This is a genomic window from Aequorivita sp. Q41 (genome assembly GCF_039831855.1).
Lineage (GTDB): Bacteria > Bacteroidota > Bacteroidia > Flavobacteriales > Flavobacteriaceae > Aequorivita.
In genome coordinates, this window is the sequence record NZ_JBDPMS010000002.1 from 168,214 (window position 1) to 182,628 (window position 14,415).

Here is a 14,415-nt window from a genome sequence, read left to right on the forward strand (position 1 = left end):
TTTATGAAGCCTTTACTAACCATCCTTATTACATTTTTTGTATGTGCAAGTTGTACTGGAACTTTGTGGAGTAATAAGAAATATACCACTAGCATCAAAAATGAAAATAATTTTGTTATTGATACAGTTGAAGTATTAAAAGATGCATTGGTTCTTAATCAGCTTGAAGGAAAATGGTATTACAATAACAAGCCTTTTACAGGATATTCTTTAAAATTTCATACAAATGATACCTTGGGAGAAAGGCTTGGATATTATAATGGGAAAAGAGAGGGCATCGCAAAAAAATGGTCAGAAAACGGCGTGCTTCGCATTGAATCCTATTATACCAATAATCGTTTGGATAGCATTTATAAAACCTGGTGGGAGAATGGTCTGTTAGCTTCGCAAACCATGTATAAAAATGGCGTAAAACAAGGTGAGGAAAAAGAATGGTATGCTAACGGACAGCTTGCTAAATTGAGAATTCTAGTAGATGGGAAGGAAGAAGGCTTGCAAAAAGCCTGGTTACAAAATGGAAAATTATATGTTAATTACGAAGCCAAAAATGGACGTATTTTTGGTATGCGAAGAGCCAATTCGTGCTATAAATTAGAAGATGAAAAAATTATTAGAAACAAGACGATTTAGCCTCTTTGTAATTTTGGTTTTTCTTTTTTTTATAAGTTGTAAGAATGAAGTAAAAAAGGAAAATATAAAAATTAGTGAAACAAGTAGAACGGAGTATTTGCCGTATTATAATGAGGAATCCTTTACACCAAATTGGTTAATACCTGGCTCAAATGAAGAGCAAAACTTTCATAAAATTCCAGCTTTTCAGCTTTTCAATCAATTAGGAGATACTATTACTCAAAACACATTTAAAGATAAAATTTATATAACTAATTTCTTTTTCACAATTTGCCCAGGTATTTGTCCGCAAATGGCAGACAATATGTTTAAAATACAAGAAGAATTTAAAGAGGATTCAGACATACTATTGCTTTCACACTCAGTAATGCCTTCAACAGATTCTATTGCAGTTTTAAAAGAATACGCTAATAACAATGGTGTGATTGATACTAAATGGCATTTAGTAACAGGCGATAAAAATGAAATTTATACACTTGGAAGAGATCAATATTTTGTAGAAAATGATTTAGGAAAAACTAAAAGTATAAACGATTTTCTTCATACAGAGAACTTTTTACTTATTGATAAAAAGAAACATATTAGAGGTATTTATAACGGATTAAACAGAGCATCTATAGCGCAACTTATTACCGATGTTAAAACTTTAAAAGCCGAATAAAGCATCATGTTTTTATCTTATTGTAAAAAAAGCCGTTTGCTTTAATCGCAAACGGCTTTAAAATATGCTAGAATTTCTCAATCCACTGCTTCGCATTTACCAAGGCTTGAAGCCATGGTGAAACCTCGTCATTTTTTCTGTCTTTTGGATAATGCGCCCAGTTCCAAGAAAATATAGATCGCTCTAAATGCGGCATCATTACTAAATGCCTACCTGTTTTGTCGGTTAGCATTGCTGTATTAAAATCACTGCCGTTTGGATTGGAAGGCAATGCTTCATAACCATATTTAGCAACAATATTATAATGGCTTTCACTCTTTGGGAAACTAAATTTCCCTTCCCCGTGTGCAGACCAAATTCCTAATGTGCTTCCGGCGAAAGAAGAAAGCATTACAGAATTATTTTCCTGAATTTTAACTGAAGAAAATGTACATTCAAACTTGTTAGTATCGTTATGAAGCATTTTTGGTTTTTCTTTATCTTCAGAATTCAATAATCCGAGTTCCATAAAAAGTTGACAACCATTACAAACCCCTAGGGAAAGGGTGTCTTCTTTTGCAAAGAAGTTTTTTAATGCCTCGTTTGCTTTTTCATTGTATAAAAACGATCCAGCCCAACCTTTTGCACTCCCTAAAACATCACTGTTGCTAAATCCACCTACGGCCACAATTAGCTTAATATCTTCTAGAGTTTCGCGGCCTTCAACAAGATCCGTCATATGCACATCTTTTACATCAAAACCTGCTAAGTGCATCATATACGCCATTTCGCGCTCGCTGTTACTTCCTTTTTCGCGGATAACGGCAGCTTTTATTTTTGGTGTATCAGCATTAATTTTCGGAAGCTTTCCTGTAAAATGTTTCGGAAACTCGAATTTTAAAGGCTGCTTTTTATAATTATCAAAACGCGTTTTCGCAGCTTTTTCGCCACTTTGGTTTCTGTCTAATAAATACGAAGTTTTATACCAAGCATCGCGCATTTCTGGAATGCTAAAGCTAAGTTCTTCGGAATTATTCTTTATTGAAAGCGTTTCTTTTTCTGAAACCGTTCCAATCTTTTTAAATTCTATATTTTTTGAAGCAAGTAATTTTTCAACCGAAGTATCTTCCGATGCTTGAATTACAATTCCTACATTTTCAGCAAATAGTAATTTTACCAAATCAGTTTCACCTAAACCTGAAAGATCTAAATTGGCTCCTAAATTTACATCGGCAAAACACATTTCTAATAAAGTGGTAATTAATCCACCCGAAGCAACATCGTGCCCAGCAAGAATTTTTTCGTCTTTAATTAATTCTTGTATGGTGTTAAAAACAGTTTTTACATATTCCGCACTTTTTACGTCTGGCGCGTCGTTTCCTACAGCATTTAAAATTTGTCCGAAAGAAGAACCGCCTAATTTAAACGCGTCTTGCGAAATGTTTAGGTAGTAAATACTTCCACCAGTTTTTTGTAAAACAGGTTCAAGTACTTTTTTAATGTCGTTACAGTTTCCAGCAGCCGAAATAATTACGGTTCCCGGAGAAATTACTTCGCCGTCCTTATATTTCTGCTTCATTGAAAGCGAATCTTTTCCAGTAGGAACATTTATACCCAAATCGATAGAAAATTCTGAAACAGCTTTTACCGCTTCATATAAACGCGCATCTTCCCCTTCATTATTCGCAGGCCACATCCAGTTTGCGGAAAGCGAAACACTTTTCAATCCATCTTTTAAAGGAGCCCAAACAATGTTTGTTAAGGCCTCTGTAATTGCGTTACGAGAACCTGCTGTTGGATTAATCAATGCTGTTAGTGGAGAATGCCCGATACTAGTTGCAACACCTTCTTTTCCATGGTAATCCAGTGCCATAACACCACAATTGTTAAGTGGTAATTGTAAGGGGCCTGCGGTTTGTTGTTTTGCAACTCGCCCTGTAACACAACGGTCTACTTTGTTGGTAAGCCAATCTTTACAAGCTACTGCTTCCAGTTGAAGTACTTGTGCAACATATTCATTTATTTTAGAAACTTCGTAAGCAGCATTTTTATAATTTCTGTTTACGGTTTTGTCTTTCATTATCGTTTTCGGAGAACTTCCAAACATATCTTCCAAAGCGAAATCCATTGGTTTTTCACCTTTTTTATTTTCAAAACAGAAGCGTTTATCAGCTGTAACTTCGCCAACTTCATACATAGGTGAGCGTTCACGATCTGCAATAGTTCTCAGATTTTGAATGTTTTTTTCACCAATAATTAAGCCCATGCGTTCTTGGCTTTCATTACCCATAATTTCTTTATCCGATAGGGTAGGGTCGCCAATTGGAAGTTTGTCCAGATTAATTTTTCCGCCGGTATCTTCTACTAATTCACTTAAGCAATTTAAATGTCCTCCAGCACCGTGGTCATGGATTGAAATAATTGTGTTTTCATCGCTTTCCACCATTGCCCGTATTGCATTTGCTGCACGTTTTTGCATTTCTGGATTGCTTCGTTGAATGGCGTTTAGTTCAATACCACTACTAAATTCACCAGTGTCTGCAGAAGAAACTGCGGCACCCCCCATACCAATTCGATAGTTTTCACCGCCAAGAACTACGATTTTATCACCTTCTTGTGGTGTTCCTTTAATTGCTTGGTCAGCTTTTCCGTAACCAATACCACCAGCGAGCATAATAACTTTATCAAATCCAAGCTTTCTTGCTTCTTCTTCATGTTCAAAGGTTAAAACAGAACCTGCAATCAATGGTTGTCCAAATTTATTACCAAAATCTGACGCTCCATTGCTAGCTTTTATTAATATATCGAGTGGAGTTTGGTAAAGCCATTCGCGTTCTTTCATATTTTTTTCCCAAGGTCTATTTTCTTCAAGTCTTGAGTATGAGGTCATATAAACCGCGGTTCCTGCTAACGGTAAGGAGCCTTTTCCACCTGCTAAACGATCCCGAATTTCACCGCCACTTCCCGTTGCAGCACCGTTAAAAGGTTCTACAGTTGTTGGAAAATTATGCGTTTCAGCTTTTATAGAGATTACGCTATCAAAATCTTTTTCTTGATACCAATCAGGTTTGTCAGCGCTTTTTGGAGCCCATTGTTTAACTTTTGGTCCTTTTACAAAAGCCACATTGTCTTTATAAGCCGAAACAATATCGTTTGGGTTTACTTCTGAAGTTTTTTTAATGAGTTTAAATAGGGAAGAAGGCATTTCGTTGCCATCAATTTCAAAAGTTCCGTTGAAAATTTTGTGACGGCAGTGTTCACTATTTACTTGACTGAAACCAAAAACCTCACTATCCGTAAGCTTTCTATCAAGCTTTTTAGAAAGAGCGTCCAAATACTCAACTTCTTCAGCATTTAGCGCGAGCCCTTCTTGTTGATTGTATTCAGAAATATTTTCAATTTCAAAGATTGGTTCTGGCTTGGTTTTTACGTCAAAAATTTCCTGACTCAGTTCTTGAAATTTCTGTGAGAGCATCGGATCAAAAGTTCCTTTTTTTACCGAATTAGTATAGAATTCTTCAATACGAATAATTCCGTCAATCCCCATGTTTTGGGAAATCTCAACAGCATTTGTGCTCCAAGGAGTAACCATAGCTGCTCGGGGACCAATAAAAAAATCCGCCGTGTTTGTAGACAGGACGGATTTTTCTATTTTAGGTTGGTTTCCGAAAAGCCATTCTAACTTTTTAATAGTTTCTGTTGAAATTTCTCCGTGGGTCTGGACTGCAAAAACGTTGTTGTCAACGTTCCCAAAAAAGTGAATCATACGTTTAAATATTTGTTCAATTTTGAAGCTGCAAATATAACCAAATTTGAGGATAATTAAATTATTATATGATTCATGAATTTTCTATTGTGTTTTTTTTTATAATCTACTGGTTTGTATGGGGGAATAATTAAAAACAAACCTTTACCTTTCGGTTCTTAAAAATTTAAAAACCAAAAACCATGCAAAACAAATTACTGTTAACACTAATTCTTTTTTCAAGTCTTGGAGTTTTTGCACAACAAAAATTTGCGCCAGAGCAAGTAATTGTTGGAGAACTTGTAAGACAGACAATGCCATTAAGGGACTACCCAACACTTCCAAATAACCTTAATTTGGATCCAAAAACATTAACAATAGTGCCTAATGAGTCTAAAACTCAGATTGAAATTAATGAAGTACCCCCGACAGTTATTGATAATATTCAAGAAACTATTGGTAAAATTGCTTCAAGAAATTTAGAACAAAACTTTATTGGTGCATCTTCTACCGAATCTGGGTTTTATCCACCAGATCCAACAGGAGCTGTTGGACCAAACCATTATGTACATTCGGTAAACTCACTAGTTAAAATATTTAGTAAAACAGGAACTTTATTATTAGGTCCAGTTAATCTAGGTACTTTTCTAGGTTTTGGAGGAAATAGCGGAGATCCTATTGTATTATACGATCAATTAGCTGACAGATGGGTTGTTAGTGAGTTTGGTAATATTAGTGGTGGAAACTCATTAGCTATTGGCGTATCAACTTCAAGTGATCCTACAGGTAGTTATAATGTATACCAATATACATTTAGTGGTTTTCCAGATTATCCAAAATATGGAATGTGGCCAGATGCATACTATGGAACTGTAAATTTAGATGGGGCATCAACACGTGCATTTGCTATGGAACGCGATGCCTTATTAAGCGGAGCTCCAAATCCTAAATTTGTAATATTTTCACTTCCTGGAGTTGTGGTTAATCCAAATCAAGTTAAAAGTCCTGTGCCGGTTAATCTTTTAGGACAAGATCTTGCTCCAAATACGCCTGGGTATATAATCTATTTACAGGATGACGCATGGACAGGAGTTTCAAACGATCACTTAAAAATATGGGAGATTGATATGGATTGGAATAACACTTCAAATTCTACTATTTCTTCACCTATTGAAATTCCAACAGATCCTTTTGATGCAGGTGAAATATTTGGACAGGGGGCGGTCTCACAACCTGGAACCAATCAAAAATTAGCTGCTCACGGTGGGATTATTTCATTTGGAGCCAACTATAGAAGTTTTGCGAATCACAATTCATGGCTTATCACATTTAATACTTTTATAGATGCTAACGATACAGGAGGTATACGATGGATAGAATTGAGAAATAGCAATACCGATCCATGGTCGTTATATCAAGAAGGAACATACGCACCCGCTGATGGTCATAGCCGCTTTATGAGTAGTTCAGCTATGGATGCTTTAGGAAATATTGGGCTGGCTTACAGTGTAGGGAGTTCAACCTTACCGGTTGGTCTTCGATATACAGGGCGTTTTGATGGAGATCCATTAGGAACTATGACAGTTGCAGAAACAACCATCATTAATGGAGTTGGTGTGCGTACTAATAGTTATAGATATGGGGATTATGCGCATACGTCTATGGATCCAGATAACTTAACATTTTGGCATACTTCAGATTATTTTTTTGCTAATAACGCATGGAGAACACAAATTGCTTCATTTAAAATTTCAGGAACATTTGCAAAAGATGTTGGTATTAGTGCTATTATTCAACCTGAGAATGGTGTTTTAACCAATAACGAAACAGTACAAGTTACTGTGCGAAATTATGGTACTGTATCACAATCTAATATTCCACTTCAGCTTCGTGTGAATGGAAACTTGATTGCAACAGAAACACTTTCTGCAGCAGTAGCATCTGGCGCTACAGCCAATTATACATTTACTCAAAAAGCAGATTTGTCTACTCCTGGAGCGACATATACTATTGAAGTAAAAACCAATTTAACTGGTGATGAATTTAACCCTAATGATCCATACTCCAAAGAGGTTACTAATCTTTTCGCGAATGATGTAGGTGCAACTACAATTACAGAGCCTATTTCTGCTCCTGAATTATCGAACAACGAGACTGTTAAAGCAGTAATTAGAAACTATGGCGCTGCTCCACAGTCAAATTTTAATGTTCAATATGACATTGATGGGGGCACTCCAGTAATTGAAGCATTTACCGGTACTATTGCTCCAGAACAGGAAGCAACCTATACTTTTACACAGAAAGCAGATTTTTCTGTAATAGGAACTTATAATCTTACTGTAAAAACTGACTTAACAGGAGACGGAAAACCTACAAATGATGCAGTTACTACAGAAATTGAAAATTTGATTTGCCAGCCTAATATGAATTGTTCATTAGGTCATGGATTTAGATTGTTTTCAGTTGCTGAAATTAACAACCCATCTGCTTGTGAAGGATATGGTGACTTTACTGATATGGTAGCTAATCTTGCCCCAAACAGTACCAATCAGTTGGAAATTACAACAAATTATGGTGGTCAATATGTAAAAGTTTGGATAGACTTTAATGATGATTCAATTTTTACAACTGACGAAATAGTAGTCGAAAGTGAACAACTTAACCCAGGGCAAGGAGCAGGTACTTATACTACCACGTTAGATATGAACATACCGGCTGTAAATGCGGTAGGTTTACATCGTATGAGAGCAAAAACGAACTGGAATGGCGTTGTTCCAAATGATGCTTGTGAGGACACTCCTTTTGGGGAAACTGAAGATTATACTGTAAACTTAGGTGTATTGGGAGTTGATGATTTGTCAATTAGAAACGGTGAACTGCTAATTACAAGTACAGACAATAAAGTTTTTAATATATCATTAGTTTCGGACTACGATGGTATGGGATATATTTCAGTTTATAATATTGCAGGACAGGAATTAGGTTTTAAGCCAATCGGTAAGGTTGACGGTGCTTACAACTTAAAATTAGATATGTCCTTTGCTGCAAGCGGGGTATACATTATTAAAGCTGGCGGACAATCAACCAAAGTCAATAAAACGGCTAGAATAATTGTGAGGTAATTAGTTGATTATTAATCTTATAAGCCACCTTGAAGTATTTTTTAGGGTGGCTTTTTTTTTAAAAAAATAACATAACAGTGAATTTTTTTACATTATATAGTTCATTTACAATCAAATAAATGCATTTAATTATTTAAGTTTACCTTCTTAAAACCATATCATATGAAATTAAAAAACCTATTAGTAGTAAGCTTTCTATTATTTTGGGCAGGGATTTCCGCCCAACAGAATTTTCCCCCTGATGAAGTTATCGTTGGAACTTTTATTGGAAAAACTATTCCCCTGAGTGAATTTTCCAAACAAGAACATATTGGAAATATAGATGTTCAAGAGATAAAAATTGTAACTAATAAATCTCGTTACAACCCACAGGTTAATGCAAATGCTTTACCAATTGGGATAGACCAAAATGCACAAAGAGATTTTGGTATAATCAATACACGGGCCATAGAGCAAAATTTTATTGGAGCATCTTCCTCAGAGTCTGGTTCAGTGCCACCAGACCCAACTGGAGCTGCAGGTCCAAACCATTATGTTCACGCAGTAAACTCTATTGTAAAGATTTTTGATAAAACAGGTGCTCTTTTAGTTGGACCAGTACCATTAGGAACCTTTTTAGGAATTGGCTCAAATTCTGGAGATCCTATTGTTATGTATGATCAACTTGCTGATCGTTGGTTTGTAAGTGAGTTTGGTAGTATTAATAATGGAAACTCTTTAGCAATTGGAGTTTCTGAATCTGGTGACCCAACGGGCGCTTATAATGTATATCAATTCACCTTTAGTTCTTTCCCAGATTACCCTCATTATAGCATCTGGCACGATGCGTATTACCTTACCGCCAATATAGGAACTGCTAATAAAGTATATGCAGTAGAAAGAGATGTAATGCTTGCAGGTGGACCAGCTCCAAAAATAGTTGGATTTCCACTTCCAGGAAGTACACAAAACACCAATACCGTATTAAGCCCAGAACCGGCAAACCTTTTAGGAACAAATTTTCCGGCAAATGCACCTGGTTATGTAACATATCTTCAAGATGATGGTTGGAACGGAGTAACCTTCGATCATTTAAAAGTCTGGGAAATAGACCTTGATTGGGCTACTACAACTAACTCTACAATTTCAGCAGCATTAGAAATTCCCACAACCCCATTTAACTCAGTCTTTGCACCATTTGGATCCGGTGATGTTGCACAACCTGGCACAAATAATAAAATAGATATGATAGGAGGTGTAATTTCTTACGCCGCTAATTACAGAAGTTTTGCAGGACACAATAGCTGGGTTATTACTTTTAATACGGATGTTGACAACAATGATACTTCAGGGATTCGGTGGATAGAATTGCGAAATGACTCCACAAATCCTTGGTCAATATTTCAAGAAGGTACCTATGCACCTGCTGATGGACATAGCCGATTTATGGGGAGCGCAGCAATAGACGCAGCAGGAAACATAGGCTTAGCTTTTAATATTGCTAGCTCAACTATTCCAGTAGGAATTAGATATACAGGAAGATTTGATGGTGATCCCTTAGGACAAATGACTGTTGCCGAAACAGAAATTGTTCCTGGAGTTGGAGTTCAAACTTTTACAAATAGATTTGGCGATTATTCACATTTAACAATGGATCCAAATAATTTTACTTTTTGGCATACAGCTGAATATTTTTCATCAAATAACAATTGGCGCACCCAAATCGCAGCATTTTCATTGTCAGGTGGCTTTGCAAAAGATGTAGGTGTAAGTGCAATAGCTCAACCAGAAAATGGTATGTTATCGAATGCCGAAACAGTTGAAGTAAGTATTCGAAATTTTGGTACTGCTGCTCAAAGTAACATTCCTCTCGAGCTTCGTGTGGATGGAAACCTTATAGCAACTGAAACCTATACAGGTTCTATTGCTTCCGGCATATCTGCTAATTATACCTTTACTCAAACAGTAGATTTATCTACCACAGGGCAAACATATGAAATAGAAGTAAAAACCAATTTAATTGGCGATGAGTTTAATCCTAACAATCCATACACAAAAGAAGTTACCAATCTTTTAGCGAATGATGTTGGTGCAGTTGAAATTATAGCCCCTCTTTCTGGTGCAGGTTTAGAAAATGAAACTATTACTGCAAAAATTAAAAATTTCGGGGCAATACCACAATCAAATTTTAGTGTGCAGTATGCAGTTGATGGAAATCCGCCAGTTGTTGAAACTTTTGCAGGACCCATAGCGCCTGAGCAGGAAACAACGTATTCTTTTATGCAAACAGCTGATTTTTCTACTGTAGCAACTTATAACCTTAGTGTTTCAACTGCACTAACGGGTGATGGAATGCCAGCAAATGATGAGGTTGCTACAGAAATTGAAAGTTTAATCTGTCAACCGACTATGAATTGTTCGCTAGGTCATGGATTTAGATTGTTTTCAGTTGCTGAAATCAACAATCCTTCTGACTGTGAAGGTTATGGTGATTTTTCAAATTTGGTAGCAAATTTAGAACCAAATACTACATACCCACTAAATATTAGAACCAACTACGGTGGTCAGTATGTAAAAGTTTGGATTGATTTTAACGATGATGCTGTCTTTACTGCAGACGAAATAGTTGTAGCAAGTGAACAACTAAATCCTGGGCAAGGCGCAGGAACCTATAATGTAACTCTTGATATGAATATACCAGCTGTAAATGCTGTTGGTCTTCACCGTATGAGAGCAAAAACAAATTGGAATGGACCTGTTCCGAATGATGCTTGCGAGGATACTCCTTTTGGTGAAACAGAAGATTATACAGCGAATATAGGTGTTTTAGGTATTGAGGATTTATCAATCAGAAATGGTGATTTCACAATTACAACTGAAGGAAATAAAAGATTTGAAATAAATTTAACGACACGCTTTGATGGGCCTACCTATATGGCAGTTTACAATATGTTAGGGCAGCAACTAAAAGTGAAAATGATCAATAAGCTTGGAGATTCATATAAAGCTATACTAGATATGAATGAAGCGGCAAGTGGTGTTTATATTATAAAAATTGGTGGTAAAGACACCAAAACTTTTAAAACAGGACGGATTATTGTTGAATAATTTTTTATTAGTTCTCCAACTAGAAAAGAGCGAGTATATACTCGCTCTTTTCTAGTTGTTGTAATTACGAAATGCTTGTTGTATGTTTTTAAGCTTTCTTCTGAAGTAAAGAAATATAAAATCCATCAAAGCCACTTTTGCTCGGCATTATTTTTTCTTCGCTCAATAATGAAAAATCCTTCCCAGATTCACGTCCTAAAAAAGCTTTTATTTGTAATTCATTTTCTGAAGGAAGTATTGAACAGGTAGCATAAACTAATTGCCCGCCTGGTTTTACCATTCTAGAATAACTATCTAAAAGTTCTTTTTGTGTTGCGCGAATAGTTTCTAAAAATTCTGGTTGCAATTTCCATTTTGAATCAGGGTTTCTTTTTAAAACACCTAAGCCAGAACATGGAGCATCAATTAAAACTTTATCTGCTTTATCTATTAGTTTTTTTATCACTTTCGTAGTATCAATCACCCTCGTTTCAATATTGAAAATATCATTTCGGCGTGCACGACGCTTTAATTCATTCAATTTGTTTTCATAAATATCCATAGCAATCAACTGGCCTTTATTTTCCATCATTGTAGCAATGTGAAGACTTTTCCCACCAGCTCCCGCACAGGTGTCTATAACGCGCATACCAGGTTTTGCATCGAGAATTTCAGCCACCCTTTGTGAAGATGCGTCTTGTACTTCAAAATGTCCGTTTTTAAAAGCCTCAGTTGTAAACACATTTCCACGTTCTTTTAATTTTAAAGCGTCTGGATATCCTTTTATAGTTTCCGTTTCAATCTCTAAATCTGAAAGTTCATTTTGAAGCTTCTCAACAGTAGTTTTTAAAGTATTTACACGTAAAACCACATCTGCTAATTGGTTTAGCGCTGCAATTTCTTTATCCCACTTTTTGCCTAATTCTTTATGCCCTAATTCATCTAACCAATCAGGAATAGATTCACGGTATTTTCTAATTTTTGAAAGCTCATCAAATTTTCCTTTTATTCGGCGTGTAGGCGTATCTTCAAATTGCTTCCATTCTGGAATTGTAATTCCATTTAAAGTTGCCCAAACAGTAAATAATCTAAATAGGTTTGGACGGTCAAAAGGTTCGCGAACTTCAGCGATTTCGGCATAAAGTCTTTTCCAACGAACAATATCATACGTAGTTTCGGCAATAAACCCTCTGTCGCGCGCGCCCCATCGTTTATCTCGCTTTAAGGTATTTTTAAGTACTTTGTCAGCTTTCTTGTTTTCGTTAAAAATTAAATCCAACGAATCAATAGTTGCAAATACTAAATTTCTGTGTAGTTTCATTTTAATTATTTTATTTCCGCTTAACATTTATTAAAAAACATTTTGCGGTTGCAAAGGTATCACAATTTTAGATGTAAGATTTTAGATTTTGAATTTAAGCGCAAGGAATTTAAAGTTATTCTTACTTTTGACAAAAAAATGAATCTATGCGCTTTATAATTATTTTACTTACCGTTTTTACTTTTATCTCTTGCCAGCAGAAATCCAATATTGAATTTAGCTCTGTAAAAATAACTGCTGTTTTTATTGATAGTCTCAGTATTCGTGCTATTCAGCCTTTAGATGAAAACCGAGTGTGGTTTGCTGCAGATAAAGGAAAGGTTGGTTTAATAGCCGGCGATACACCGAAACTTGCTGTGATAAAGTATGGGGATTCTTTGCTACATTTTCGTTCAATAGCTACTACAAAAGAAGCGGTTTTTGTGTTGAGTATTGCAAACCCTGCGGTGCTTTATAAAATTGGTTTTAATGGTACTGAAGCTACAAACATTGAAGAAGTTTATATTGAAAAAGGAGAAAATGTTTTTTATGATTCTTTGAAATTTTGGAATGAAATGGAAGGCATTGCTATTGGGGACCCCATAGCAAACTGTATGTCTATCATAATTACCCGTGATGGTGGAAATTCTTGGAAGAAAATTTCTTGTGAAAACTTACCAAAAGTTGAAAAAGGGGAAGCTGCTTTTGCAGCAAGTAATTCTAATATTGCAATTGTAGGTGATCACGCATGGGTTGCAACTGGGGGTAAAAAAGCGAGGGTTATGCATACAGCAGATAAAGGAAAAACTTGGGAGGTTTTTGATACGCCAATTATTCAAGGCAAAGCAATGACAGGAATTTATAGTATCGATTTTCTTGATGAAAATAATGGAATTATTTTCGGAGGAAATTGGGAAGACAAATCGTTTAATGAAGGCAATAAAGCTATTACTGAAAATGGTGGCAAAACATGGAAACTTATTGCAAACGGCAAAGAACCAGGGTATAGATCATCTGTTAAATACATCCCGGGCACAGAAGGGCAGGGGATTGTTGCTATCGGGTCGCCAGGGATTTCTTTTAGTGGGGATGGCGGAAAAACATGGAAAGAACTTTCAAAAGAAGGTTTTTTCGCTCTTGAATTTGTAAACGATAGCATTGCCTTTGCTTCAGGAAACAATAGAATTTCAAGACTGGTTTTTAGGAAATAATTTTTTTTAAATATTGAAACATATTGTATTATTACATCAATAAATAACCTTTACTATTTAAACCTCACTGATGAAAATGTTTAAAATCACACTGCTTCTTCTTTCAATTATTTCACTAACAAGTTGTGCTTCAGGCTATAAAACAATACAGCCAAATACAATTAATTATCTTTCTGCAGATGTAGCTAACGATATTAAAATGGAGTATAAATATGATTTACTTCGTAAGAAATATGCTAAAAAGGAAGTAAAAAAAGGAATTAAGTTAGTTGCAATTAAAATTACCAATGATTCAGATAAAGATGTGATGTTTGGTCGCGATGTAAAACTGACATATGAGAATGGTAAGGAGATACATATTGTTGAAAATGATTTAGTTTTCACAACGCTAAAGCAAAGTTCGGCTTCCTATCTTTTATATCTTCTACTAACGCCATTAAATCTTTATACTTCAAAGACATCAAGTAATGGTATAGAGGAAACTACTTCTTCTTTTCCTGTAGGTTTAATTTTAGGGCCTGGAATTGCTGTAGGTAATATGATAACTGCAAGTTCTGCCAATGCAAATTTTAAATCCGAATTATTAGTTTATAATATAAACGGCTCGGTGATTAAAGCTGGCGAATCTAAATATGGTTTGATTGGAATAAGAACGGACTCTTACGATGCTTTAAAAATAAAAGTAGAATAAAAAGGCAGCT

Annotated in this window: 8 protein-coding genes; 6 read left to right on the top strand and 2 right to left on the bottom strand. The window is 35.5% G+C overall.

Annotation, left to right across the window (positions count from 1 at the left end; all coding sequences use genetic code 11):
• The first annotated feature begins 3 nt into the window (after positions 1 to 3).
• Positions 4 to 630 (top strand): toxin-antitoxin system YwqK family antitoxin, encoded by a 627-nt coding sequence (locus tag ABJ955_RS10240; protein WP_347374526.1) that lies wholly within the window; start codon positions 4 to 6, stop codon positions 628 to 630.
• Positions 599 to 1,291: an SCO family protein gene (locus tag ABJ955_RS10245; protein ID WP_347374527.1), complete on the top strand. Its 693-nt coding sequence runs from the start codon at positions 599 to 601 to the stop codon at positions 1,289 to 1,291. The genes ABJ955_RS10240 and ABJ955_RS10245 overlap by 32 nt, the downstream gene beginning before the upstream one ends.
• Positions 1,292 to 1,358: 67 nt before the next feature.
• On the opposite strand, the gene purL is transcribed toward ABJ955_RS10245, so the two are convergent.
• A complete protein-coding gene (purL, locus tag ABJ955_RS10250) occupies positions 1,359 to 5,057 on the bottom strand; it encodes a phosphoribosylformylglycinamidine synthase (protein WP_347374807.1) in 3,699 nt (1,232 codons plus the stop codon).
• A gap of 161 nt (positions 5,058 to 5,218) precedes the next feature.
• On the opposite strand from purL, the gene ABJ955_RS10255 reads away from it, so the two are divergent.
• Both ABJ955_RS10255 and ABJ955_RS10260 read left to right on the top strand, forming a co-directional pair.
• Positions 5,219 to 8,137 carry a GEVED domain-containing protein gene (locus ABJ955_RS10255; RefSeq protein WP_347374528.1) on the top strand — a complete coding sequence of 973 codons (2,919 nt, stop codon included), beginning with the start codon at positions 5,219 to 5,221 and terminating at the stop codon, positions 8,135 to 8,137.
• 162 nt (positions 8,138 to 8,299) lie between these two features.
• Positions 8,300 to 11,224 carry a GEVED domain-containing protein gene (locus tag ABJ955_RS10260; RefSeq protein ID WP_347374529.1) on the top strand — a complete coding sequence of 975 codons (2,925 nt, stop codon included), beginning with the start codon at positions 8,300 to 8,302 and terminating at the stop codon, positions 11,222 to 11,224.
• Between the two features lie 88 nt (positions 11,225 to 11,312).
• Here ABJ955_RS10260 and ABJ955_RS10265 read toward each other — a convergent pair whose 3' ends face one another.
• Positions 11,313 to 12,524 (bottom strand): methyltransferase domain-containing protein, encoded by a 1,212-nt coding sequence (locus tag ABJ955_RS10265; protein WP_347374530.1) that lies wholly within the window; start codon positions 12,522 to 12,524, stop codon positions 11,313 to 11,315.
• 146 nt (positions 12,525 to 12,670) lie between these two features.
• Between ABJ955_RS10265 and ABJ955_RS10270 the strand changes: the two genes are divergently transcribed.
• Positions 12,671 to 13,714: an oxidoreductase gene (locus ABJ955_RS10270; protein ID WP_347374531.1), complete on the top strand. Its 1,044-nt coding sequence runs from the start codon at positions 12,671 to 12,673 to the stop codon at positions 13,712 to 13,714.
• 70 nt (positions 13,715 to 13,784) lie between these two features.
• On the top strand, positions 13,785 to 14,405 hold the full coding sequence (locus tag ABJ955_RS10275; RefSeq protein WP_347374532.1) for a hypothetical protein: 621 nt from the start codon (positions 13,785 to 13,787) through the stop codon (positions 14,403 to 14,405).
• Positions 14,406 to 14,415 lie beyond the last annotated feature (10 nt).

Bases quoted from the DNA above. Each gene is read 5' to 3' on its own strand.
- ABJ955_RS10240 (WP_347374526.1), top strand. From the start codon at position 4: ATGAAGCCTTTACTAACCATCCTTATTACATTTTTTGTATGTGCAAGT.
- ABJ955_RS10245 (WP_347374527.1), top strand. From the start codon at position 599: ATGAAAAAATTATTAGAAACAAGACGATTTAGCCTCTTTGTAATTTTG.
- ABJ955_RS10255 (WP_347374528.1), top strand. From the start codon at position 5,219: ATGCAAAACAAATTACTGTTAACACTAATTCTTTTTTCAAGTCTTGGA.
- ABJ955_RS10260 (WP_347374529.1), top strand. From the start codon at position 8,300: ATGAAATTAAAAAACCTATTAGTAGTAAGCTTTCTATTATTTTGGGCA.
- ABJ955_RS10265 (WP_347374530.1), bottom strand. From the start codon at position 12,524: ATGAAACTACACAGAAATTTAGTATTTGCAACTATTGATTCGTTGGAT.
- ABJ955_RS10270 (WP_347374531.1), top strand. From the start codon at position 12,671: ATGCGCTTTATAATTATTTTACTTACCGTTTTTACTTTTATCTCTTGC.
- ABJ955_RS10275 (WP_347374532.1), top strand. From the start codon at position 13,785: ATGAAAATGTTTAAAATCACACTGCTTCTTCTTTCAATTATTTCACTA.